This window comes from Streptacidiphilus melanogenes, from assembly GCF_000787835.1.
Lineage (GTDB): Bacteria > Actinomycetota > Actinomycetes > Streptomycetales > Streptomycetaceae > Streptacidiphilus > Streptacidiphilus melanogenes.
Genome location: NZ_BBPP01000029.1, coordinates 43,762 through 68,451 on the forward strand (window position 1 = coordinate 43,762; position 24,690 = coordinate 68,451).

Below are 24,690 nucleotides of genomic sequence, written 5' to 3' on the forward strand. Positions count from 1 at the left end.
GCACGGCACCGCCGGGGCGGCGGCCGCGGCCGGTGGCGGGGAAGGCGCCGCCGGCGTCGCCGCGGCCCCGAAGGCGCCCCGCGTGTGGTGCTGGTCCTTCACGCTCCCGCCCCGGCGAGCGCGCCGGCTCCCGGCACGGCCGGCAACACCGACGCCGGGGCGGCGAGCACCAGCGGGTTGGCGTAGGGGACGTACACCGACTGCGTCTCCACCGGCCCGACCAGCTCGTCCATGCTGTGGAGGCGGGTGAGCAGGTTCGCCTTGCAGCGCAGGACGGGCGTGTCCAGCAGCCGGGCGGCCAGGGGCGACCCCGTGGCCTTGCCCTGCCCTGCCAGGAACCCGCGCAGCGCGGCGAGCAGCACCCGCTCGTCGGACAACTCCTGGGCGCCGAACGCGCCCACCAGGCCGAGGAGGTGGTTGATGCCCAGGTAGTAGGCGAACCGCTCGTCCGCCACCGCGTCCGGGACGAAGGTGTCGCTGGCCCGGCCGATGCCCGGAAGCCGCTGCTCCAGCCCTGCGGCCGCCGAATCGCGGAAGTAGTAGCCCTGGTTGTCGCGGTAGCGGCCGCCGACGGGCCAGCCTTCCGTATCGAGGACGACCAGGCTGTTCTGCTGGTGCGCCTCCAGGGCGATGCCCGCGTGGCCGTCCAGCCAGAGGATGGGGAGCACCACGGCGTCGAGGTAGCGCAGGAACCATTCGGCCGCCACGGTCGACAGCGGACGGCCGGTTCGAGCGGACAACCGGTGGACCAGTTCGGCGAGGTGCGAGGCGTGTCCGCCCGGCCAGGGACGTTCGGCCACCAGACCGGCCACGCAGTGGGCCCGTTCCTGCGCGCCGAAGGGATTCTGGCGCAGGACGGTGTCGAAGCCGCTCGCGCAGCCGGGTTCTGCCGCCACGCCGGGGAGGTCGACGCCGATCCAGGCCGGATCGCGGACGATGTCGAACCCGGGGTGGGCGCCGCGCCACTCGGCGCCCAACCCGGACTCCAGCAGCCGGTGCACCTCGGCGCCACGCAGCAGCTCCTTGCGCAGGTTCTCCCGGCGGGAGTTGGTGATACGCAGCCCGAGGGAGAGCTTGAGCATCCAGGGCGTTCCCGGCCGGTAGACGGTGCGCACGGAGGAGGTCGGAAACCAGAGCCCGCCCGCCTGGCCCAGATCGTGCACGCGCCCGGCGTCGAGCAGCGCGCGGATGGCCGGGCGGTTGCTCAACTCCCGAGCCTGCCAAGGATGGACGGGCAGCAGGACCGTTCCGTCCGGCGGCGGAGGGGCGTCCGCGCCGCGTAGGGCCGAGGTGATCAGGGCCGTTCCGGCCACGCCCAGCAAACCTGCCGACGGGCCGTCCGGCGCGCCGTCGGGTCGACCGGACGAGGCCCAGGACGGCAGCGCTCCCTCGCCCGCGGCTACGAGGTCGCGGTCGACAGCGAACCAGTGCAGGTGCAACGCACCGCGGAGTTCCGGTGAGTAGGCGGCGGTTTCGGCGTCGCCGAGGCCCTCTCGGCTCTTCGGCGTCGGATGGAGCGGGTGCCCGAGCAACAGGGCCTGCTCGGAGCGGAGGAACGGCGTGAGGCTCGGTCCCGGCTCGGCGGCTGCTCTCCTCTCGGCGACGAACTGCGCTGTTCGTCGCACCGAGTCCGCGACGCGCCCCGCCAGATCGGCGACGTGCTCGGGCCGCACCACGGTTCCGCCTTCGGCGGTCGGCTCCGCCCTCCCCGCCGTCCCCGCCGTCCCGCTCGCCGCACCGCTGCGACCCGCCGATCGTGCCAGCAGTGCGGCGACGGTGACGGCGTCGGCCGGGCGGGCCGACTCGGCGACGGGGACGGCGGTCTCGGCAGCGGTTGTCGCGTCCGTGCGGCGAACCAGGCAGGCGCGTCCGAAGCGGTGCCATCCGGCGGCTGATCGATGGCGCACCGGCGCGCGCAGCAACAGGCCGTCTTCCAGCGGGAGTTCCAGGACCTTCCCCACGGCTGGAACCTCGGTGCCGGTCTCACGCACCCAGCAGCGCAGCAGGTTCTCGATCGCCGCGGCGTCCGCGACCACGACCGGGTCCGGATCGTGCAACGGATCGGGGGCGGTGGGCAGGATGACGCCGAGGTCAGGCAGGGACGAGGGCAAGGGCGAGGACGCGAGCGGGGACAACGACGGGGACGGTGGCGTGAGGGGCTGCTGCGCGGGGAGGGTGGTCACGCGGGCTTCTCCTGGGTCTTGCTCGGGCGGTGCTGGTCGGCTCCGGCGCGGCCCGCCCGTTCGTGCTCGACCGCGGCACCCGCCGCGACGACCAGAGCGAGCAGGCGGTCGAGATCCGCTTCTGTGCTGTGAGGGTTGAGCAGGGTGAGCTTCAGCCGCACACCTCCGCCGGCTCCCGGCAGTTCGGTGCGACCGACGACGGCGGTGCCGTTGGCGAGCAGCATCCGGCGCAGCTCGGCATTGACGAGGTCGACGTCATCAGGGCCGCTCTCGTCGGCCACGGCTGCGGCCAGGCCGAGCTCGGGGAGGTAGCGGAAGAGCACGGTGGTCAGCACCGGTTGCGCGACCAGCTCCAGACGCGGTTCCGCGGCGATCACGCGCGCCGCGTGGCGGGCGAGCTCGTGGCAGCGGTCCACCATGGAGCCGAGACCGGCCCGACCGAGACTGCGCAGAGTGACGGCGACCTTGAAGGCGTCCGGTCGTCGCGTCGTGCGGAGGGAGCGGCCGAGGAGAGAGGTGTAGCCGGCCTCCTCGTCGTCGGCCGGATTGAGATACGCCACCCGCTGCTCCAGCGGGCTCAGCGTCGCCGCTTCGGCGGCCAGCAGGACGCCGGCCGCGACCGGCTGCCAACCCAGCTTGTGCAGGTCGAGGCTGACGGTGTCCGCGAGGCCCAGCCCGTCGAGGAGCGGCGCGAGGGCCCGCGAGAAGAGCGCGCCACCCCCGTAGGCGGCGTCGACGTGCAGCGGCACACCGTGCCGCCGGGCGACGGCGGCGACGGTGCGCAGCGGGTCGACGGCGCCACGGTCCGTGGTCCCAGCCGTCGCGACGACGCAGCACGGGACGAGCCCGCCGGTGCGGGCGTCGGCCAGGCTCCAGTCGAGCAGGCGCGGGTCCATGGCTCCGTCGTCGGCCACCTCGATCGGCACCACGGCGTGGGAGCCCAGGCCCAGCACCGCAGCCGCCCGGGCCAGCGAGAAGTGTGCGGCGGTCGAACAGAAGATCCGCAGCCGTCCGGCGGCTTCGGCGGGGATCGCGCCACCCCCCTGGAGGGCGAACTCCCGCGCCAGGACGGCGTCTCGTGCGAGCAGCAGGGCCATCAGGTTGGACTCGGTCCCACCGGTGGTGAAGACGCCGCGCGCAGCGTCGGGACACTCGAAGCCCACGGTCTCGGCGAGCAGCCGCAGCACGGCCGTCTCGATCTCGGTGCCGCCGGGGGCCTGGTCCCACGAGTCGAGGGAGGGGTTCAGCGCGGCCACGGCCAGGTCTGCCGCGGTGGCCACGGCGAGCGAGGGGACGTTCAGATGGGCGGCACAGGCAGGATCGGCAGGATCCGCGGCGGTGGCCGCCAGCGCACGGGTCAGCTCCACGAGGGCATCCGGATCGCCCGTCTCCGGGAGCAGCGCATCCGGGCGGAGCAGTTCGCGGAGCAGGCGGGCCACGCCGCTCGGCCCCCCAGCGGGCAGCGGCCCGCCGCGCGCTTCCGCCCCGACTCGCAGGGCTCCCAACACCTGTGCCAGCAGGGGCGCCAGGGCCTCGGGCCCGTCCAGCCCACCGGCCAGTTCCGCCCCGCGCGCGAGGCCCCTGCCTCCGGCCAGCGCGCCGGAGCGACCGCCAGCACCGCCGAGTCCCGCGCCACCCCCCTCCGCGGCGCCTGTGTCTCCGCGGCTCGCGCCTTCGCCACTCGCGTCGCGCGAGTCGGGAGGTTCCGAGGTCCGGCCCCGCACCCCCTCGGAGGTCACTCCGCACCGCCGGGGCAGGGAACCGGCTCGGACGCAGCGGATCGGGCGGCCGGCACCCGGCCGACCGGAGGCGGGACCCTCGGCCCCGGTGCCGCAGCCGCCCGTGGAACGGCCGACACCGCAACCGACACCGCAGCGCTCGGCACCACAGCGGTTGGCACCGCAGCGCTCGGCACCACGGCGGTTGGCACCGCGGCGGCCGACGCGGACAGCCAGGCCGGGCCGTAGAGCCGGCGACCGGCCGAGACGATCGCGTCGGCGAGTCGTTCCAGCACCGCCTCCGCCTGCTCGTCCGTCATCGTGAGCGGGGGCAGCAGGCGGACCACCGAGCCATGGCGGCCCCCGAGTTCGAGGATCAGACCGAGACGGAGCGCCTCGCTGCGGACGGCATGGGCGAGTTCCGGGGCGGCGGGCCGGGCGCCCAGGTCGTCGGGGGCGGTCTGGTGGTCCACCAGCTCGACGCCCAGCATCAGGCCCCGGCCGCGCACGTCGCCGACGACGGGGAGCTCACGCTGGATGCCGCGCAGGCGGGCCAGCATGCGGGTGCCGAGCTCGGCGGCGCGGGCGGACAGACCCTGCTCGCGGACGAAGCGGAGCGTCGCCGCGCCCGCCGCCATGGCGAGTTGGTTCCCGCGGAAGGTGCCCGCATGGGCGCCGGGAGACCATGCGTCGAGGTCCGAGCGGTAGACGATCGCGGCCAGCGGCAGGCTGCCGCCGACGGCCTTGGAGATGACCATGACGTCCGGCTCCACTCCGGAGTGCTCGACGGCCCAGAAGGCGCCGGTGCGGCCGACACCGGTCTGGACCTCGTCCAGGATCAGCGGGATGCCGTGGCGCGCTGTCAACTCCCGCTGCTCGCGCAGCCACTCGTCGGGTGCGGGGATGACGCCGCCCTCGCCCTGGACGGCCTCGACGAGCATCCCCGCCGGGCGGTCGACGCCACCCTTGGGATCCTCCAGCAGGGAGGTGGCCCAGCGCGTGCCCAGCCGGGCCCCGGCGGAGCCGCCGACGCCGAACGGGCAGCGGTAGGCGTAGGGGTAGGGCAGACGGGTCACCGAGCCGCCTGCGCCACCCCCCTCGCCGAGCCCGGCGCGGACGGCCACGTCGCCCGTGGCTCCGAGGGAGCCGGCGGTCTGTCCGTGGTAGCCGCCGGTGAAGGCGAGCAGGCCGTTGCGGCCGGTGGCGAGGCGGACCAGCTTCAGTGCGGCCTCGACCGCATCCGTCCCGGCGGGGCCACAGAACTGGATGCGCCCGTCACGCGCCAGCGAGGGCGGCAGCGTCTCGAAGAGCGCGGTGGTGAACTCGTCCTTCACCGGCGTGGCCAGGTCCAGGACGTGCAGGGGCGCCCCGGACTCGAGGACCGCGCGGATCGCCTCCAGCACGACGGGGTGGTTGTGGCCGAGTGCGAGGGTCCCCGCACCGGCCAGGCAGTCCAGGTAGCGGCGGCCGTCGGCGCCCTCGACGGTCATGCCGCGGGCGCGGACCGGGACGATCGGCAGGGACCGCGCGTACGTGCGGGCGGAGGACTCACGCGCGGCCTGCCGCCCGAGGATCGCCTCTGCGCTCCCACCCGTCGTGGCGGTGTTCGGCGTCGTGGACGGCATGGACGACATGGACGACATGGGGGCCCTGGTGGACATGGGCTCAGTACCTCCTCGCGGACGGGCAACCACCCGAACGAGCAGCCCCGGTTGCGGTGGTACGCACCCCCTTCGGGTGACGTTCCATCGGGCTAACGACCATGAGCGCCACGGAGAAACGGCCTTGCACAAACCCCGCACACGAGCTGCACGTAGGAGGCGGTGCAGCAAGGAACGGGACAGCCAAGGAGCGCGAAAACCAAGGAGCTCAAGGCCAAGGAGCTCAAGGCCAAGGAGCGCAGAAACGACTGAGGCCCGCGTGTCCGGGTGTTCCCGGGACCACACGGGCCTCTGCCCTGTCCTGAGTGCCCTCAGGGGCTCTCAGGTTTTCTCAGCACGCCGACCGCTCTCAGCTCTCGGCGGCCGCCAGTGCCAGCGGCGCGAGCGCGAAAGCCTCGAGCTCGGCGGCCAGTTCGGAGCCGACGCGGGCGCGCAGCACGGTGCCCTCGCCGTTGTGCTCCTCGCCCAGCACCTCGCCGTCGCGGTGGACCTTGGCCACCAGGTCGCCGCGCGTGTACGGCACGAGCGCGGTGACCTCGATCGACGGGCGCGGCAGCTCGGACTCGATGAGCGTCAGCAGCTCCTCGATTCCCGCGCCGGAGCGAGCGGAGACCGCGATCGCGTGCGGCTCACGGCGCAGCAGGCGCGCGAGGACGAGCGGGTCGGCGACGTCCGCCTTGTTGATCACCACGATCTCCGGCACGTTCTGCGCGCCGACCTCGACGACGACCTCGCGCACGGCGGCCAGCTGGGCCTCCGGCTCGGGGTGCGCGCCGTCGACGACGTGCAGGATCAGGTCGGCGTCGGCGACCTCCTCCATGGTCGAGCGGAAGGCCTCGACCAGGTGGTGCGGGAGGTGGCGGACGAAGCCGACCGTGTCGGCCAGGGTGTAGACGCGGCCGCCGGGCGTCTCGGCGCGGCGGACGGTCGGGTCCAGGGTGGCGAACAGGGCGTTCTCCACCAGCACTCCGGCTCCGGTGAGCCGGTTGAGCAGGGAGGACTTGCCGGCGTTGGTGTAGCCGGCGATGGCCACCGAGGGCACCTGGTTGCGACGGCGCTCCTGCCGCTTGGTGTCGCGACCCTTCTTCATGTCCGCGATCTCGCGGCGGAGCTTCGCCATCTTCTCGCGGATCCGGCGCCGGTCCGTCTCGATCTTGGTCTCACCGGGACCACGGGTGGCCATGCCGCCGCCGGACGAGCCGGAGCCACCACCACCCATCTGCCGGGACAGCGACTGACCCCAGCCTCGCAGCCGCGGCAGCATGTACTGCATCTGCGCGAGGGAGACCTGGGCCTTGCCCTCGCGGGACTTGGCGTGCTGGGCGAAGATGTCCAGGATCAGGGCGGTCCGGTCGACCACCTTGACCTTGACGACGTCCTCGAGGTGAATCAGCTGGGCGGGCGAGAGCTCACCGTCGCAGACCACCGTGTCGGCGCCGCTGGACAGCACGATGTCGCGCAGCTCGGCGGCCTTGCCGGAGCCGATGTAGGTCGCCGGGTCGGGCCGGTCGCGGCGCTGGATCACGCCGTCGAGCACCTGGGAGCCGGCGGTCTCGGCGAGGGCGGCGAGCTCGGCGAGCGAGTTCTCGGCCTCCTCGGCCGTGCCGTCCGTCCACACGCCGACGAGGACGACGCGCTCCAGGCGGAGCTGTCGGTACTCGACCTCGGTGACGTCCTCGAGCTCGGTGGAGAGCCCGGTGACACGACGCAGCGAGGCTCGGTCGGAGCGGTCGTACTGGTCGCCGTCGTAGTCGTTGGTGTAGAGGCGCCCGGGAATCCCGTCGATTCCCGCGAGGTCCTCGTCCATCAGTGCCTCTGCGCGCAGACCGGCCGGGCGGCGGGCGCCGCGGCCGTCGTTCGCGTCGGCGTCGCGGGTTTCGAACGTGGAGGTCATTGCGTCCTTTGGCAGTCGATGACAGTCGGTCGGGGCCTACTCCCTCGACAGCTCCGGCTCCGGACGCTCGTCCTGCGAGAGACCGACCGGGTGCTGGGAGGAATCGCCCAAGGTGAAGAACGCGGCAGGTCTGCCGCGCATTCCCCTCGATGGTCGCACGCCCCTCCGACTCCGGTCACCATCATTTCGCGTGCCGACGGCCTCCGGGCGGGCCGAGGGCTCGGGCAGCGCCGCGGCCGCGGCCTGCGCCGCCGCACGTCCCGAGGCGCGGCCGCCCGTTCCGGCCGCGCGGTAGACGTCGTAGACCCCCGGGACGCGCAGCATCGCCCGCATCAGCTCGGGCAGGGCCTCGGGCGCGGGGAGCTCGACGGTGTAGGTGTGGCGGACCTGCAGCTCACGCGGGGGCTCGACCTCCGCGGAGATGATGTCCACACCCGCGCCGGACATGGCGGCGGTGAGGTCGGCGAGGAGCCGGGGGCGCCCCAGGGCGTCGGCCTGGATCGTCACCCGGTAGCCCGTCGGCGTCGGGCTCTCCAGCCAGCGCGCCTCCACGGGCGGGCGGCCTGCGGCGCGCATGGCGGTGCCCGTCGGGCAGTCCTCGCGGTGGGCGGCGAGGCCCCCGCCGCGGATGGCGAAGCAGAGCAGCTCGTCCGGGGGCACGGGCGTGCAGCAGCGGGCCAGGCGGACCGGTGCGTCGGGCATGGCCGGGGCGGTGATCACAGCCCGGCTCGCGTCGACCGGACCGCCGCCGAGCAGCGCTCCGACGCCCGCGCGCCGGGTGCGCGGCGCGTCGGCCTGCGACCCGGGGGACGTTCCCGCGGTCTGCTCCCGCTCCGGGTGTCCGGCGAGCCAGCGCTCGATGGCGATCCGGGCACCCGGCGTGCGGGCGTGGGCGAGCCACTCGGGGGCCGGTCCTGCGGTCTCCTCGCCCGGCGGCTCGGTGAGCAGCTCGACGGTGTCGCCGTCCTGCAGCGGGGTGGAGAGGGCGGTGAGGCGGCCGTTGACGCGCATGCCGATACATCGGTGCCCGTGCTCCTCGCCCGGGGCGTAGGCCGCGTCGACGCCGGTGGCGCCCATGGGCAGCTGCAGCCGCACGAGCCGAGCGGCCTCGCCCACGTCACCGGCGAGCACGGTGATCTCCCCGTCACCGGCGAGGTCGGCGGTCAGCTGGGACCAGAAGGTGTCCGGGTCGGGCGTCTCGCGCTGCCAGTCCAGCAGCCGGGCCAGCCAACCGGGACGGGCCGGGTCGGTGTGGTCGAGCGGGTCGCGTCCGTCGGTCGCCTCGATGGCCTCGGCCCCCGCCCCGGCCTCGCCGCCGCCCAGCGCGACGGCGTCGGCGGTGCCGGGTGTGCCGGGTGTGCCGGGTGTGCCGGGGGCGCCTTGGATGCCCGGAGCGCCGGGGATGCCGGGGGCGCCGAGTGCGACCACGCCGAACTCGGCGACCTGGTGCATCCGAGCGGTGCGGACCAGCACCTCGACCACCTCGCCGCGCTCGGTCGCGACGGAGGTGTGCAGCGACTGGTAGAGGTTGAACTTGGGCGCGGCGATGTAGTCCTTGAACTCGCCCGGCAGCGGCGTCCAGCAGGTGTGGAGCTCACCGAGGACGGCGTAGCAGTCGGCGTTCTCCTCGACCACCACCAGGAGGCGGCCGAAGTCGGCCTGCCCGAGGTCCGCGCCTCGGCGCAGCCGGGCCCGCTGCAACGAGACGCAGTGCCGCGGACGGACGCTGACCTCGGCGGACACGCGCGCGTCCCGCAGTTGGCGGCGCAGCTGCGCGGCGAAGGCCTCCAGGGGCTCGGCTGCCCGACCGTCCACCGTGCCCGTGCCCGTGCCTGAGCCCGTGCCCGCCGCCTCGGCCGATCCGGCCTGCGCGCCGGCTGCGACAGTTCCGACAGCTCGGCCGGTCTCAGGCACGGCAGAAGTCCGAGCAGCGGCGGAAGCGGCACCGGTACCGGCTGCGCCGGACAGGGCGGGGTCGGTGGTGGGCCGACCGGACCGACGGGCCTCGTCGGCGGTCAGCAGGGCTCGCGTGGCGCTGTACTCGTCGGGGTGGAGGGTGGCGAAGACGATGTCCTCGAGCTCGGTCTTGACCACCTGGATGCCGAGACGCTCGGCCAGCGGGATGAGCACGTCGCGGGTGACGGTGGCGATCCGGATCTGGCTGGCCGGCTTCATGTGACGGATCGTCCGCATGTTGTGCAGGCGGTCGGCGAGCTTGATCACCATGACCCGGACGTCGCGACCGGTGGCGACCAGCATCTTCCTGAAGGTCTCGGCCTCCGCCGCCGCACCGAAGTCGACCTTCTCCAACTTGGTGACGCCGTCGACGAGATAGGCCACCTCCTCGCCGAAACCCTCGCGTACCTGATCCAGCGTCATCGCCGTGTCCTCGACCGTGTCGTGGAGCAGGGCGGCCACCAGTGTCGTGGTCTCGGCGCCGAGCTGGGCGAGGATCATGGCGACGGCGAGCGGGTGCGTGATGTACGGCTCGCCGCTCTTGCGCTTCTGGCCGCGATGGGAGGCCTCGGCGACCTGGTAGGCACGGTCGAGCAGGGCGAGGTCCAACTCGGCGCGCGGATGGTGCAGTCGGTGCGCGCGGATCACCGGTTCCAGGGCGTTCGCGGACTGCGGCCGGCCTCCGGCGAGCAGCGCCGCTATCCCCGCGCGGCCCAGACCCGTGCGGGAGAGCCCCGTCCGCCCGAGGGCGGCCCGGCGCAGGCCCGGCAACGCACGCACCGCGGAGACCGCAGAGGCAGACACCGAGGCCGAGACTGCAGAGACGGTTCTGCGCCCCTCCAGCGGCCCCTGCTCCAGGGGGACGTTGGGGACGCCTGGTACGGCGTGGGCTTCACCGGCATTCATGCGCACCTCCGGCAGCGATCACCGGAGCAGGCGGCAGCTCCGATGGTCCATGCTAGCGAGTGCAACACACACAGCGACGCCACGTGTTCCGAACGTCACCTTGATCACCCATTCGGGGGATTTGAACCGTCCCGCGAGTGGCAAGGATAAAGGGTTGACCGGAACACGGCTGGTCAGGTCGCGTCCCGCAGGAGCGGTCAGGCGCGGGCGGCGAGCCAGTCGGCATCGAACTCGCCCTCGGCGAGGATGACGGCCGGGCCGGTCATCTCGATCCCGCCGTCCGGGCGCTCGGTGATGACCAGGCGTCCGCCGGGCACGTCGACCGTGTACGTGGCGGGTTCACCGGTCACGGCCGGGTCCACGCCGTCGCGGCGCGCGGTCGCGACCATCACGGCGCAGGTGCCGGTCCCACAGGAGCGGGTCTCGCCGGAGCCGCGCTCGTGCACCCGCATGGCGACGTGGCGCGGGCCGCGGTCCACGACGAACTCGACGTTCACCCCTTCGGGGTAGACGGCGGCGGGCGTCACGTCAGGTGCGGCGAACAGGTCCCCGGCGTCGGCGAGGTCGGCGACGAAGGCGACGGCGTGCGGGTTGCCCATGTTGACGTTGCGCGCGGGCCAGCGGCGGGCGCCGACGGCGACCTCGATGCCGGTGTCCGGTCCGGGCAGCAGCGCCTTGCCCATGTCCACGGTGACGTCGCCCTCGGCGGGCACGCGCACCTGCCGGATCCCGGCGCGGGTCGCAACGGCGAGGTCTCCAGGCTCGGCGAGCCCGGCCTCGACGAGGTAGCGCGCGAAGACGCGCACGCCGTTCCCGCACATCTCGGCAACGCTGCCGTCCGCGTTGCGGTAGTCCATGAACCAGTTCGCGACGGCGGCCTGGGCCTTGGCCTCCGGGTGCGCGTCGGCGCGGACCACGCGCAGCACCCCGTCCGCGCCGAGGCCCGCCCGGCGATCGCACAGCAGGGCCACCTGGGCGGCGGACAGCTCCAACAGCCCGTCGGGGTCGGGGAGGATGACGAAGTCGTTCTCGGTCCCGTGGCCCTTGAGGAAGCGGATGCCCTTCACCATGTCGTTCACGTGATCCATGGTACGGGTGAGGACCGTCACGCCTCCGCGTCGCTCACCGGGTCCGGGACAGCCGCCGTCTCCGGCGGCAGGCTCAGCCGTGCAGGTGGGCGACGCGCCAGAGGCCCAGGGCGAGCAGGATCAGCGCGGTCGCCGTGTAGGCGAGCAGGGGGCGCCAGCCGGCACGCGTGCCGGAGCCGGCACGGGGGAGGCCGGGGAAGACGTAGCCCGCGCGGCGCGCGGCCATCGCGCCCCAACCGGCGGACGCGGCCGTCAGCAGGAGACCGAGCATGCCGACCAGACTGCCCGCCGAGTCGCCGGAGGCGCCCGCGCCGCCCTCGAAGGCGAGGGGGAAGGCGAACATCAGCGAGCCGAGGATGGCCAGCGCGGCGATCGGGAGGACCTGCCAGACCCGCAACCGGCCTGCGGGGCGCAGCTCGCGGCGGTGCAGGGCGTTCTCGTCCTGCGCGGGCAGCGACGGAAGCGGCGTCAGTTCCCGTGCCCGAAGCTCCTGTGCGTGCACTGCTTCCTGGTCCTCGGAATCGAAGGGGTCATCCGGAAGCCGATGCGTGTCGGGGCCGGTATCCATGGACACGCGGCCTCCCTGCGCGAAACGCCGGGGAGTCAGCTCCACCGGACAACCGATGCTCTCGATGCTCGATGATGGCACGGCGGAGGCAGGCGGCGACGCCCGCAGATGGCGTTCTCGGTGATCCGTGGCCATGACGTGATCAGGTCGTGACCGGGCGTCCGATCGTCGGCGACAGACGTGCGAACGACGGTCGTCCACGCGCCGACAGGCGGCTGACGCGGCTCCGCCGGAACACTCTCCGAGCAGGGCCCGAGTGCGCAGCGAGCGCGCCCCGCGCTGCGCCGGTGCGACGTCCGGCGCGCGTCCCGCGCCACCCGTCGGGCCGCCCGTCGAACCGGCCGTCGGGCCGCCTGCCCAGCTGCCCGTTCAGAGCAGGGTGAGGGCCCGCTCCAGCAGCTCCTCGGCGGGGAGGTCCGGGTCGCGGTCGAGCCAGTGGACGCGGGGGTCGCGGCGGAACCAGGACTCCTGCCGCCGCGCGAACCTGCGGGTCGCGCGGACTGTCTCGGCGCGCGCCTCGGTGTCGTCGTACTCGCCGTCGAGTTGGGCGAGTGCCTGCTGATAGCCGAGCGCACGCGAGGCGGTGCGGCCCTGGCGCAGGCCCTGCGCCTCCAACGCGCGGACCTCGTCGAGGAGACCGCCTTCCCACATCCGGTCGACACGCAGCGCGATCCGCTCGTCCAGGAGCGGGCGCGGCATGCGGACGCCGATCTGCAGGGCGTCGTAGACGGACTCGTGGCCCGGCAGGTTGGCGGTGAAGGGCAGGCCGGTGATCTCGACGACCTCCAGCGCCCGGACGATGCGGCGACCGTTGCTGGGCAGGATCGCCCGGGCGGCCTCCGGGTCGACGGCGGCGAGCCTGGCGTGCAGCGCGCCGGAGCCGTGCGCCTCCAGCTCGGCCTCCAGGCGGGCACGGACCTCAGGATCGGTGCCGGGGAACTCCAGCTCGTCGATCGCCGCGCGCACGTAGAGGCCGGAGCCGCCGACGAGGATCGGCGTGCGGCCCTGGGCCAGCAGGTCGTCGATCCGCTCGCGGGCGAGGCGCTGGTACTCGGCGACGCTGGCGGTTTCGGTGACGGCCCAGATGTCCAGCAGGTGGTGCGGGACCCCGTCGCGCTCGTCCATGGTGAGTTTGGCCGTGCCGATGTCCATGCCCCGGTAGAGCTGCATGGAGTCGGTGTTCACCACCTCGCCGCCCAGGTGCTGGGCGAGTGCTACGCCGAGGTCCGACTTTCCGACGGCGGTGGCGCCGACGACGGCGACGACGCGCGCCCGGCCTGCGGCACGGGCGGGGGAGGCGATGGCGGGGCTGGTCACCTCTCTAGTCTGGCAAATCCTCCGGGCGGAAATACCATATGGGTATTGATGGGCGAAATGCCCCGTTCTGGCCCCTTGGGCCCCAGGCGAGAAACGGAGCGGTCATGGGCGTCACTGACTCCCTCAAGAGCGCGATGAACCAGGCCACCAAGAAGGCCACCGAGTACGCGGGCAGCCACAAGTCGCAGATCGGCGCCGGCCTGGACAAGGTCGGCGACATGGCCGACAAGGCAACCAAGGGCAAGTACAAGTCCCAGATCGAGACGGGACGGGACAAGGCGAAGCAGGCCGTCAACAAGATGGGCGGCCCGAAGGACACCATCCAGGGCGAGGCGACCGAGAAGCCCGCCGACGCGGCGTCGGACCGGGCCTCGGATCGGCCCCGCGGCCAGAGCGCCGGCCAGGACTCCGGCCGGAACCCCGGTCAGACCCCGGGCGACCAGGAGGCAACGAAATAGCCGACCCCGTACGGGGCGTCGTCGTAGAGCAGCCGCGCGGAAGCGACCGGCTGCTCGTCGCTGTCCGCGGCGCCGGCCAGCACCTGCCAGGGGGCTCGGCCGGACGCCATCAGCTCGAACGCGAGCTCCGCGTCGACCTGCGGCAGCCTGCCGCTCGCGAGGCCAGCGGCGACGGACGCGTCGAAGGGCTCGGCGCGCTCGTCCAGGTAGCCCGGCGCCTTCACGGTGCGACGGGCGCTGCCCTCGCCCATCACCAGCAGCGCCACGCGTTCGGCCGACTCGCGCAGCTCGACGCCGTTCTCCCGGCACAGCGGCCATTCGAGGTAGTCGGGGACCGCGAGCCCCTTGGCCGGCCCCTCCCAGCCCGCGCGCTCCAGCAGCCAGGCACCCACGGCGAGCCCCGGCGGAAGCATCTCCCCCTCGACGCGCTCCCCCAGCCCCACGGTCACGTCGACCCCGAAGCCCTGGAAGCCGCCGACCCCGCCCCGGTCGAACAACCGGTGCTCGGGCCCCGGGCCGACGACCCACACGAGGTCGGGCTCGGCGGCGAGCATCGCAAACAGCGCCTCGTCGCACGCCTCGCGCAAGGGATCGAGCTCCGGTGCTGCTCCGACCGCGACCTCAGGCAGCAGCAACGGCGGGCAGGGGCAGACTGCGGCGGCTACGAACATGGCTCAAGACCCTACCGGGCGGACACTTCGCTACCTCAAGTAGTTGCGTCCAGGCCTCGTGACCGCCGACCCACCCGTCAGCAGGCGCAGCCGCTCTCCGCGGCCGGGAGCGGAGCGGGGACGCCGATCTTGGGCAGACCCAGCATGACGCCCGCCTGCTTCGGCGCGGACGCCTCCGCCTGACGGCGCTCCCACGCGTCGCCCGCGCGGGTGCGACGGACCCCGAGGGTCGGACCCTCCGCGAGGAGGTGGTGCGGGGCGGCGTAGGTGATCTCGACGGTGACCATGTCGCCGGGGCGCGCAGCGAGCCCGGTGCCGGACTGTGCAGTGCCGGGGCGCGCAGCGAGCCCGGTGCCGGACTGTGCAGTGCCGGGGCTGACCGACTCCTCGGGGCGGGTGAAGTGCACCAGGCGGTTGTCCGGCGCCCGGCCGGACAGACGCGCGGTGGCCCCGTCCTTGCGGCCCTCGCCCTCGGCGACCAGCACCTCGATGGTCCGGCCGACCTGCTTCTTGTTCTCCTCCCACGAGATCTGCTCCTGCAGCTCGACCAGGCGCTCGTAGCGGGCCTGGACGACCTCCTTGGGGATCTGGTTCTCCATCTCCGCCGCCGGCGTGCCGGGACGCTTGGAGTACTGGAAGGTGAAGGCCTGCGCGAACCGCGCCCTGCGGACGACCTCGAGGGTCTGCTCGAAGTCCTCCTCGGTCTCGCCGGGGAAGCCCACGATGATGTCGGTGGTGATCGCAGCGTCCGGCATGGCGGCCCGGACCCGCTCGATGATGCCGAGGTAGCGCTCCTGCCGGTAGGAGCGGCGCATCGCGCGCAGCACCTCGTCGGAGCCGGACTGCAGCGGCATGTGCAGCTGGTGCATCACGTTCGGCGTCTCGGCCATGGCGGCGATGACGTCGTCGGTGAAGTCCTTGGGGTGCGGCGAGGTGAAGCGCACCCGCTCCAGGCCCTCGATCTCGCCGCAGGCGCGCAGCAGCTTGCCGAAAGCCTGGCGGTCGCCGATGTCGGAGCCGTAGGCGTTGACGTTCTGGCCGAGCAGGGTGACCTCGACGACGCCCTCGTTCACCAGCGCCGCCACCTCGCCGAGGATGTCGCCGCTGCGGCGGTCCTTCTCCTTGCCACGCAGCGCGGGGACGATGCAGAAGGTGCAGGTGTTGTTGCAGCCGACGGAGATGGAGACCCACGCCGCGTAGGCGGACTCGCGACGGGTGGGCAGCGTGGAGGGGAAGACCTCCAGCGACTCCAGGATCTCGACCTGGGCCTCCTCCTGCACCCGCGCGCGCTCCAGCAGGGCGGGGAGGTGGCCGATGTTGTGGGTGCCGAAGACGACGTCGACCCACGGGGCCTTCCTGACGATGGTCTCGCGGTCCTTCTGGGCCAGGCAGCCGCCGACGGCGATCTGCATGCCGGGGTGCTGCGCCTTGACCGAGGCGAGCCGGCCCAGGTTGCCGTAGAGGCGGTTGTCCGCGTTCTCGCGCACGGCACAGGTGTTGAACACGACCACGTCCGCCTCGCCGCCCTCGGCGGCGCGGACGTACCCGGCGTCCTCCAGCAGACCGGAGAGGCGCTCGGAGTCGTGGACGTTCATCTGGCATCCGTAAGTGCGGATGTCGTACGTCTTGGAAGTGTCAGCGGAGATGTCTGCGGTACCCACGCCCCCAAGGGTACGGGCAGCGCCGCACCCCTTTCCGCGCGCGGCCCGACCTTCCCGGGACGCCCGGGACGCGGACAACCCCTTTCCCGGGCGGCGCGGGGCTGGCAGGATCCCGACATGCCACCGACCCTGCCCCCGCGACTGCGCCGCCTGCTCGGCCTGCGCCGGGTGCGGATCGGGGTCGCGTTCCTGCTGGTGGTCGCGACCGCGCTGGGCGGATGGCTGGGCGCGAGCGCCGACCCCGGATATCCGACGGGGACGTTCCGGATGGCGACCGGCACCCAGTCCGGCGTCTACGCGCTGTACGGGTCGCTGCTCCAGGCCGCCGTCGACAAGGAGCTGCCGGGGGTGCGGCTGCAGCTGGACCAGAGCGTGGGCGGGCCGGACAACCTGGCCAGGATCGCGGACGGACGGGACGACTTCGGCATCGCCACGGCGGACGCCGTCGCGCACTTCACCGGGCCGGGCAAGGACCAGCTACGGGCCGTAGGCGAGCTGTACGACGACTACGTGCAGCTGGTGGTCCCGACCGACTCCCCGGTGCACAGCATCACGGACCTCAAGGGGCGGGGGCTCCGGGTCGGCACGGGTCAGCACGGCAGCGGGGTGGAGCTGATCGCCGACCGGGTGCTGGCGCTCGCCGGTCTGAAAGCCGGGCGGGATCTCCAGGAGTTCCCCTACGGCATCGCGGACGCGCCGGCCGCACTGGAGGCGCACAGGATCGACGCGTTCTTCTGGTCGGGCGGCCTGCCGACCGAGGGCATCATCGCCCTGACCAAGCGCGCGCAGGTGCGGCTGGTGCCGCTCGGCTGGCTGGCGACGGGTATGGACCAGGTCGCCCAGCGGACGGACGTGGGCGCGCGCAACACGCAGATCTACCGGACCTCGACCGTGCCGACCTCGGCCTATCCGGACAGCTCCCCCGACGACTCCGTCTCGACGCTGGCCGTGGCCAACCTGCTGGTGACCCGCGCGAACGTGCCGAGCTCGCTGGTGGAGCGGATGACGCAGGTCGTCATGAACAGCCGCGACGCGATCGGGCAGCGGGTGCACTCCGCTCAGCTGGTGGACGTCCGTTCCGCGATCTACACCGAGCCGCTTCCGCTGGCGGAGGGCGCCCGCCGCTACTACGTCTCCGTCAAACCCTGAGCCCTGCCGCCCCCTGGACCCGGCCTGTTCAGAGCTCCTCGGCGACCGCTTCGCGCACGGGTTCCGGAAGGGAGGCGACGGAGGCCTCCAGCAGCAGCGTGGCCTCGTGGCGCATCGCGCGCGCGAGCTCCGCGTCGACGACGGCCTGGGCGAGCGGGCGCATCCGACGGACCGCCTCGGCGGCGAGGGCCGCGTCGACGTCGTCGATCGGGGCGGAGCCGACATAGCGCGGGAAGACCTCGACGGCGGCGAAGTGGACGAAGCGGCGGGCCAGGTGCTCCATGTCGGTGCGCACCTCCTGCAGGTGCGCGATGCTCGCCGCGAGCGGCACGCCGAGCTCGTACAGGCGGGCGGCGACGTCGAGCAGGGCGGGGCTGGGCACGCGGTAGCGCTCGGGGAGCGCGTCGGCGGACGCCGCCTGCTCCCGTCCGGGTTCCGGCTCCAGCACGCCGAGGCGGACGGCCGCGGCGATCGCCTCCGAGTCCCGCAGTCCGCCGAAGCGCGCGGCCAGCTCGGCGCGCTCCAGGTACTCGGGCTGCTCGTCGGACCAGGGCGCGGTCACCTCGGCCACCAGCCCGAGCAGGCCGCCGAGGCTGCGGCCGTCCTCCCAGGCGTCGAGCAGTTCCTTGATGCCGGCGAGGGTGTGACCGCGGTCGAGCAGACCGGCGATCAGGCGCAGCCGGTCCAGATGGCTGTCGTCGTAGACGTTGGCGCGGCCGCGCCGGTCGGCGCGCGGCAGCAGGCCGCGGTCCTGGTAGGCGCGGACGTTGCGGACGGTCGTGCCGGCGGCCTGGGCCAGGTGGTCGATGAGGTACTCCCGGCGCGGGCCCGGCACTCTGCCCATGGCGTCGGTCATGGCGTCCTCCTCCGCTCCTGCCGCGTGCCCGGTGGCATGCGACGCGCCGTCAGGCGCCGTCAGAGCGCCGGATGGGGGTGCCCCAGGCCGAAGGCCGGGGGCAGGTCCGCGCGGTGATCGCGGCCCACCGACGGGATGCTACCTACGCGTACGGCATCGACGAACTCGGTGATCAGGTCCGCGAGCACCTGTGGGCGGGTGAGGGGCAGCCAGTGTCCCGCGTCCACGGTGTGCCGGCGCAGCACCGGTGTCCACCGATCGAGGTCGTCGTAGAGGCGCGCGGAGAGGAACGGGTCACGCTCCGGGAGGACGAGCTGGACCGGCACGTGCGCCACCCGGTCGGGGCGCGGCTTGCGGGCGCGACGGCGGGTGTTGGCCCGGTAGAGCCACAGGCCGTTGGCGGCGTCGCGGGCCAGCGTCGGCGCGGGGTGCCCCGGCACGCGGGTCCGCTCCAGGGCGCGCCAGACGGCGGCCCAGCCGCCGTGGGCCAGCGGTCCGCGCCAGAACGCCTCCGGCAGGCGGGGAAGCTGGAAGGCCGTGATGTACCAGGAGCGCAAGCCCTGCTCGAACAGGGCGCGCAGATCCGCCGCACTCCGGCGGCCAAGGCGCGTACGCGCCCAGAGCGCGGCGTGGTCGAGGCACGGGCCGCCGATGCTGGTGAACGACGCGAGCCCGCCCTGCAGGCGCGCGGACGTCGCGAACTCCCAGCCCTGCACCGACCCCCAGTCGTGGCCCACGAGGTGCACCGGCCCGTAGGGGGCGAGCGCGTCCAGTACGGCGAGGAAGTCCTCCTCCAGCCGCTCCAGCGTGTAGCCCGCACGGGCGGGCCCGAAGGGCTCGGTGGAGCGGCCGGTGCCGCGGGTGTCGTAGGCGACGACGTGGTAGCGCTCCTTGAGGCGGCTCATGACGGGTTCCCAGAGGTCCCGGCAGTCCGGGTAGCCGTGCAGGAACCAGACCGTCGGCCGCAGCGGGTCCCCCGCCTCCACCACGGCCAACTCCACGCCGTCGTCGGTGACGACCCGGTGCTCCCGCGCCCCGTCGATCAATGGCCCTCCCCAGGCACCGGCCGAGCCAGACGCTGACACCGGCCAATGTCGCAGTGCTCGATGGCTTGGTCAATGCTCACGACAAACTGCCGACGAGGGGCGGGCACCGTGGCCGCCGGGGCCGGCCCTGCTCCGCCGCCGGGCCGGCTCAGTCCGTCGGGAGGGTGAAGGTGACCGTCAGGCCCGTGGGCTGCTGGGCGGCGAAGGCGATGCTGCCGCCGTTGGCCGTCAGCAGGGCCCGGGCGATGGAGAGGCCGAGGCCGGAGCCGTCCGTGTTCTGGTGGCGCGGGCTGCGCCAGAAGCGGTCGCCGATGCGGGCGAGCTCGTCCTCGTCCAGACCGGGTCCGCCGTCCGTGACGCGGATGAGGACCTCCGAACCCTCCACCGCCGCCTCGACCCGGACGGCGTCGCCCGCGGGGGTGAACTTGAGGGCGTTGTCCAGCACCGCGTCCAGGGCGCTGCCCAGGCCCACCGGGTCCGCCAGGGCGAAGAGCGGGCCGCCCGCAGGGGTGCAGACCAGGGCGACCCCGCGCTCACGCGCGAGCGCCCGCCAGCCCTCGACGCGGTCGGCGACGATGCCGCCGACGTCGCAGCGCTCCGCGACCGGCCGGGCGTTCTCCGCGCGGGCGAGACCGAGCAGGTCGTCGAGGACCTGGGCGAGACGGCGGCCCTCCTCGCGCACGCCGGACATCTCCTCGTCGTGCCCCTCGGGCAGCTCCATGCCGAGCACCTCGACCCGCAGCATCAGCGCGGACAGAGGGTTGCGCAGCTGGTGCGAGGCGTCCGCGACGAAGGCCCGCTGCTGGTCGAGGACCTCCTCGACATGGTCGGCCATCTCGTTGAAGGAGCGCGCCAGCCGGCGCAGCTCGGGCGGCCCGCCGGCGGGGGCGACGCGCGAGGCGAGCCGACCGGTGGCGATGTCATGGGTGACCTTGTCCAGGTCGTGGACCGGCCGCAGCACCCAGCGCGTCAGCGCGACCGCGACGCCGACGGCGAAGAGGACCGCGAAGGCCTCGCCGCCGATCAGCCAGAGCCAGGCGCTGAAGACCCGTGCCCGCAGCCCGTCCGTGGGCGACTCGGTGACGATCACCGCCACCACGTCGCCGTCCCAGATCACCGGCGAGGCTATGACCAGGCGGGCCTCGCCGCCCTGCCACGGCCAGACCTGGGCGGGGTCGTCGCTTCGGCGACCGTCCAGGGCCTCGCGGAACGGCTCGGCGGACGGGCCGTCGAGGGCGTTCGTCCAGGTGGAGGGGTAGGCGTAACGGGCTTGGCCGTTGAGGTCGAAGACGCCGGCCCAGATGCCGTATACGGCGTGATAGCGGTTCAGCTCCGTGCTGAGGGTGCGCTTCTGCTCGCTCGCCGCGGCCGAGTCCGCCTGCCCGAACGGGTTCTGGGCCAGCGCGGCGAAGCGTGCGGTGTCGTCGATCCGGTCGACCACGACGCGCTGCTGCTCACGCTGCGCCTCGCTGGCGGCCAGCGGCAGGCCGAGGGCGAGCAGCACGCACGCGAGAAGTGCGAGCAGGATGCCGAGGAGGCGGGTGCGCATACGGCTACGTCCGGATCGGTTTCAGTGTCGGTCTCGTCGTGCTCAGGTGTGATCGGTCGCGCTCACTCGTGGACCAGGTGATCCGGCACGGCCATCTTGTAGCCGATCCCGCGGACCGTCTCGATCAGGCCGGGCAGGCCGAGCTTGCGACGCAGGGACGCGACGTGGACCTCCAACGACCGGGCCGTGCCGTCCCAGCTGCTGCGCCACACCTCGCTGATGATCTGCTCGCGGCGGAAGACGACGCCGGGGCTCTGCGCGAGCAGGGCCAGCAGCTCGTACTCCTTGCGGGTGAGCGCGACGTCCTCGCCGTGGACGGTGGCCCGGCGCGAGGCCTGGTCGAGCACGAGCCCGAAGGCGCGGCCGAGCAGGTGGTGCGGTTCCTCGCGCGGCGGCTGGGCCTGCACGGGGACCGGGCGGGCGGCCGCGTCGCGGCGGGCCACGGCGTGGATCCGGGCCAGCAGCTCGCCCATGTCGTAGGGCTTGACGATGTAGTCGTCGGCGCCGATGTTCAGCCCGTGGATCCGGTCGCGAACCTCGGCCCGCGCCGTGACCATGATCACCGGGATGCCGCAGCGCCGCCGGATCTGGTCGCAGACGTCGAAGCCGTCCCGGTCCGGGAGCCCGAGGTCGAGCAGCACCACGCGGAACTGCGGGCGGCCGTCCGGGACGAGGGCGTCCAGCGCCTCGTTCCCCGAACGGGCATGACGGACCTCGAATCCGTGTTTGGTCAGCACGGTCACCAGCGCGGCCGCGACGTGCTCGTCGTCCTCGACCAGGAGCAGGCGCATGGTCACTCCTCCGTCCCGGCTCGCTGCACTTTCTCCAACAGTTCTCCAGCACGCATCCACTCCCATGCGACCGGGTCCGGTCAAGGGGGCGTGGGACGCGTGGGGCGACCGTTACCGAGCTGCGACGAACCACCGCATCACGCCGCACGCTCCCGGATCGGCGCATGATCCTCAAATCACCCTCAGAACTGCGGTGCGCCCGCGAACGGCACCGTAGAGTCGACCCGTGCTCCGCGCGGCTCCCGCCGGGACGACCGCGCGGCACACCCGATCGGCGGCAGCGCAGGTCGGCCGGACCGACCAGCGCCACCAGCCAGTACCCGAGGAGTGGGACACCGTGACCTCCGCCCCCGCGCCGCGCGCCGGGTTCTTGCAACTGCGGGGCGTGAGCAAGCGGCACGGGCTGGTGCAGTCGTTGCACGAGGTGGACCTGGAGCTGTCCCCGGGCGAGGTCGTCGCCCTGGTCGGCCCGACCGGCGCGGGCAAGACCACGCTCTGCCGGGCCATCCACGGCGCGGAGCGGATCGACTCCGGCGAGATCCTGCTGGACGGCACCCCCCTCGTCGCCGGCGCGCGCGGGCGCGTGCGGCGCACCGCGCGGGCGGACGTCGGCCTCGTGCCGCCGCCGGAGACCGTCGAACACGCCCTGGTCGCCGCGCTCGACGCGCTCGGCCTCGGCCGGACCGTCTTCGGTGAGCTGACCCGCTGCCAGGTCGAGGTCCGCGGCACCGCGCCGGAACTGGCCGCCGAACGCACCCTGGCAGCGCTGCGTCTCGTCGACGCGGACCACGAGTCGAGCCTGCGCAGCCGCCAGCTGAACCCGGTCGTGCGCGGCCGGGTGGCGCTCGCCCGCGCCCTGGTCCTCGATCCCAAGGTGCTGGTCCTCGACGAGCCGGCCGAAGAACTTCACTGTCTCGCCCGCGAGTTGGCCTCCGACGGGCGTACCATGCTGATCGTCACCGAGGACCTCGGCTTCGCCCACGCCACGGCGGACCGGGTCCTGTTCATGACCGGCGGCCGCATCGTGGAGTCCGCGCCGCCGGAGCAGTTCTTCTCGGCGCCGCGCACGTCGAGAGCGAGGGATTTCGTCTCGCGCCTGCGCAGACGGTGACCCCCTCGGCGTAACCTCGGCCGGCGACCGGTTCCGCACCCCTGGGCGGCGTGACGCCGCACCGCCCGGGACCGAATGGTTCCCGCGCGCGTGTGAAGTGAACCGGCGTACGCCTGACGCTGCTTGACGTCGGCACAGGCGATCTGGTCCATTTCCTTCTATGACTGGCCCAGCCCATTCCGGATCCGACCCTGTGATCATCGCCGGCGCCGGTCCCATCGGTCTCACCCTGGCGCTCGCCCTGGCCCGGCACCAGGTGCCGAGCATCGTGCTGGACGAGGGCACCGGGGTCGCCCCCGAGAGCTCCCGGTCGACCGTGCTGCGCACCGACACCGTCGGCTTCCTGCAGCGCATCGGCTACAGCAGGGTCACCGCCGACGGTCGCGGCTGGACCGCCTGGCGGACCCTGCGCCGCCACCGCGAACTGCACAGCGTGGAGCTCCAGCACGACGACGTGCTGCACCTGGCCCAGCACCGCCTGCTGCGCGGTCTGCGGGACGCCGTCTCCGCGACGGGGCTGGTGGAGCTGCTGCCGGAGTCCACCCTGCTGGAGCTGGAGCAGGAGCCGGGCGAGGACGCCGTGAACGTCCACACCCAGCACACCTGGCTGCGCGGCAGCTTCCTGGTGGGGTGCGACGGGCCGCGTTCCACGGTCCGCAAGCGGCTCGCGTTGCGCTTCCCCGGGCGTGCGGCCGCCGACCACTACGCACTGGCCACGATCCGGGCGGACCTGCCGTTCCCCGGGGAGGCGCTGCTGCACCGGGACCAGCCGCGGCAGTCCGGTGCGCCGATCGCGCGCGAAGTCGCGGCGCGACCGCTGCCGGACGGCGTCTGGCGACTGGACTGGCGGCTGCCGCCGCGCGCGCCCGGTTTCAGCCCGGACCAGCTGATCGAGCAACTGCGGGCCACCCTTGCGGCGTGGAACGGCGGCAAGGTCCCCGCCTACGAGCTGATCTCCAGCGCGGACTACGTCGTCCAGCAGCGGCTGGCCACCAAGTTCCAGGTGGGCCGGGCCTTCCTGGCGGGCGACGCGGCGCACCTGCTCGGCTCCCTCGGGATGCAGAACCTCGACGAGGGCCTGCGCGATGTGGACAACCTCGCCTGGAAACTCGGCCTGGTCTGGCAGGGCTGCGCGCCCGAGCGCCTGCTGACCACCTACCAGGCGGAACGCCGCAGCGCCGTGATCGCCCGGCTGCGGGCCGTGGACCAGGCGATGCCGCTGCTCCAACCCAGCACCGCCCTGCTGGAGGCGCGCCGCAGCCTGCTCTCCGGGTCGCTGCGCCGCAACGCGCGGCTGCTCTCCGACGGCAGCCTCGGCACCGGTCGGCTCGGCGGCGCGCCCGCCTATCCGGCCTCCGAAGGCCGTGGCAGCTCGGCCCTCACCCCCACGCTCAGCCCGACCAGCCCGGGCGTGCTGGTCCCGGACCTCCCCGTGATCACCGCGGACGGGGCCCACGACCGACTGCGCGCCCGGCTCGGCCGAGGCTTCCTGGTCGTCCTCGTCGCGCCCGGCACGGGCGTGTGGGCGTCCGAGCACTGGCTCGGAGCCGGCCTGATGCCGCAGCTGACGGAGACGACGGAGGGTCTGCCGCTCCCCGCCGAGCTGCTGGTCACCGAGAGCTACCCGGGCGCCGCCGCCCACAGCGTGCTGCTGATCAGGCCGGACGGGCACCTCGTCGCCGCCGTCGAGGGAAGCCGCCCCGGCGAGCTCTACGACCTCGCGGACCGGGCCCGCAGCGCCGCGGCCGAGCTCCCCGTGCCGCGCACCGCGACCGGCGTGAGCGCCCGCGAAAGGCTGACGGCCGGTCAGTCCTGATGGCGGACGTTCCTTGACGATCACCTGGGGCCGTGCTCTACTCGCGGCATGGGGATCACCGTTCTGCTGCCCGCCCGCAGCACGCGCCGACCGGACGCCGTCCGGTGCCCCCACCTGTGTTGCACCTCGTTCTGCGCGTCGTTCTGTACCCAGGGCTGACCTGACGCCCGGCTGGAGAAGCACGCTTCTCGCCGCCGTCACGGACGGCCCTTCACCCGGCATCCCACGCCGCCGCGCCACCTGACCCGACCGCAGCCGCGCCTTCACGCGCCCGCGCGGTCCTCCCCCAGC

Annotated in this window: 18 protein-coding genes; 4 read left to right on the forward strand and 14 right to left on the reverse strand. The window is 73.6% G+C overall.

Annotated features, from left to right (window positions below; translation table 11 throughout):
• Positions 1–98: 98 nt before the first annotated feature.
• The 8 genes from TR49_RS26500 to miaA all read right to left on the reverse strand — a co-directional run bounded on the left by TR49_RS26500 (position 99) and on the right by miaA (position 13,276).
• On the reverse strand, positions 99–2,183 hold the full coding sequence (locus TR49_RS26500) for an IucA/IucC family protein (protein WP_063770172.1): 2,085 nt from the start codon (positions 2,181–2,183) through the stop codon (positions 99–101).
• Positions 2,180–3,622, reverse strand: coding sequence for a pyridoxal phosphate-dependent decarboxylase family protein (locus tag TR49_RS26505; protein WP_063770173.1), 1,443 nt, complete (start codon positions 3,620–3,622; stop codon positions 2,180–2,182). The genes TR49_RS26500 and TR49_RS26505 overlap by 4 nt, the downstream gene beginning before the upstream one ends.
• Before the next feature lie 296 nt (positions 3,623–3,918).
• Positions 3,919–5,526, reverse strand: a complete 1,608-nt coding sequence (locus TR49_RS26510; RefSeq protein ID WP_236653543.1) for a diaminobutyrate--2-oxoglutarate transaminase family protein — start codon at positions 5,524–5,526, stop codon at positions 3,919–3,921.
• Positions 5,527–5,911: 385 nt separating this feature from the next.
• Positions 5,912–7,456 carry a GTPase HflX gene (gene hflX, locus TR49_RS26515; protein ID WP_042386194.1) on the reverse strand — a complete coding sequence of 515 codons (1,545 nt, stop codon included), beginning with the start codon at positions 7,454–7,456 and terminating at the stop codon, positions 5,912–5,914.
• 36 nt (positions 7,457–7,492) lie between these two features.
• Positions 7,493–10,216, reverse strand: a complete 2,724-nt coding sequence (locus TR49_RS41765) for a RelA/SpoT family protein (protein ID WP_369405341.1) — start codon at positions 10,214–10,216, stop codon at positions 7,493–7,495.
• A 299-nt stretch (positions 10,217–10,515) separates the two neighbouring features.
• Positions 10,516–11,388, reverse strand: coding sequence for a diaminopimelate epimerase (gene dapF, locus TR49_RS26525; protein WP_042386286.1), 873 nt, complete (start codon positions 11,386–11,388; stop codon positions 10,516–10,518).
• Positions 11,389–11,479: 91 nt separating this feature from the next.
• Positions 11,480–11,908, reverse strand: coding sequence for a hypothetical protein (locus TR49_RS26530; RefSeq protein ID WP_042386196.1), 429 nt, complete (start codon positions 11,906–11,908; stop codon positions 11,480–11,482).
• 435 nt (positions 11,909–12,343) lie between these two features.
• Complete coding sequence (miaA, locus tag TR49_RS26535) at positions 12,344–13,276, reverse strand: tRNA (adenosine(37)-N6)-dimethylallyltransferase MiaA (RefSeq protein WP_042386289.1); 933 nt, start codon at positions 13,274–13,276, stop codon at positions 12,344–12,346.
• 119 nt (positions 13,277–13,395) lie between these two features.
• Here miaA and TR49_RS40355 point away from each other — a divergent pair, with 119 nt between their 5' ends.
• The gene (locus TR49_RS40355) at positions 13,396–13,749 is read left to right on the forward strand and encodes an antitoxin (protein ID WP_052434656.1); all 354 of its coding nucleotides are present in this window, start codon (positions 13,396–13,398) and stop codon (positions 13,747–13,749) included.
• On the opposite strand, the gene TR49_RS26545 is transcribed toward TR49_RS40355, so the two are convergent.
• The gene (locus TR49_RS26545; RefSeq protein ID WP_042386198.1) at positions 13,716–14,420 is read right to left on the reverse strand and encodes a class III extradiol dioxygenase subunit B-like domain-containing protein; all 705 of its coding nucleotides are present in this window, start codon (positions 14,418–14,420) and stop codon (positions 13,716–13,718) included. The two genes, TR49_RS40355 and TR49_RS26545, sit on opposite strands and share 34 nt — an antisense overlap.
• Before the next feature lie 77 nt (positions 14,421–14,497).
• Positions 14,498–16,081, reverse strand: a complete 1,584-nt coding sequence (miaB, locus tag TR49_RS26550) for a tRNA (N6-isopentenyl adenosine(37)-C2)-methylthiotransferase MiaB (RefSeq protein WP_439654130.1) — start codon at positions 16,079–16,081, stop codon at positions 14,498–14,500.
• 117 nt (positions 16,082–16,198) lie between these two features.
• On the opposite strand from miaB, the gene TR49_RS26555 reads away from it, so the two are divergent.
• A complete protein-coding gene (locus TR49_RS26555; protein WP_042386202.1) occupies positions 16,199–17,230 on the forward strand; it encodes a TAXI family TRAP transporter solute-binding subunit in 1,032 nt (343 codons plus the stop codon).
• A 28-nt stretch (positions 17,231–17,258) separates the two neighbouring features.
• Here TR49_RS26555 and TR49_RS26560 read toward each other — a convergent pair whose 3' ends face one another.
• The 4 genes from TR49_RS26560 to TR49_RS26575 form a co-directional block, all read right to left on the reverse strand.
• A complete protein-coding gene (locus tag TR49_RS26560; protein WP_052434657.1) occupies positions 17,259–18,086 on the reverse strand; it encodes a MerR family transcriptional regulator in 828 nt (275 codons plus the stop codon).
• A gap of 59 nt (positions 18,087–18,145) precedes the next feature.
• Positions 18,146–19,132 carry an alpha/beta fold hydrolase gene (locus TR49_RS26565; protein ID WP_063770174.1) on the reverse strand — a complete coding sequence of 329 codons (987 nt, stop codon included), beginning with the start codon at positions 19,130–19,132 and terminating at the stop codon, positions 18,146–18,148.
• 148 nt (positions 19,133–19,280) lie between these two features.
• Positions 19,281–20,681, reverse strand: coding sequence for a sensor histidine kinase (locus TR49_RS26570; protein WP_042386205.1), 1,401 nt, complete (start codon positions 20,679–20,681; stop codon positions 19,281–19,283).
• A 62-nt stretch (positions 20,682–20,743) separates the two neighbouring features.
• The gene (locus TR49_RS26575) at positions 20,744–21,472 is read right to left on the reverse strand and encodes a response regulator transcription factor (RefSeq protein ID WP_042386207.1); all 729 of its coding nucleotides are present in this window, start codon (positions 21,470–21,472) and stop codon (positions 20,744–20,746) included.
• A 226-nt stretch (positions 21,473–21,698) separates the two neighbouring features.
• Here TR49_RS26575 and TR49_RS26580 point away from each other — a divergent pair, with 226 nt between their 5' ends.
• Both TR49_RS26580 and TR49_RS26585 read left to right on the forward strand, forming a co-directional pair.
• A complete protein-coding gene (locus tag TR49_RS26580) occupies positions 21,699–22,583 on the forward strand; it encodes an ATP-binding cassette domain-containing protein (protein ID WP_052434658.1) in 885 nt (294 codons plus the stop codon).
• Positions 22,584–22,776: 193 nt separating this feature from the next.
• Positions 22,777–24,399 carry an FAD-dependent monooxygenase gene (locus tag TR49_RS26585; protein ID WP_236653536.1) on the forward strand — a complete coding sequence of 541 codons (1,623 nt, stop codon included), beginning with the start codon at positions 22,777–22,779 and terminating at the stop codon, positions 24,397–24,399.
• Positions 24,400–24,690: the final 291 nt, after the last annotated feature.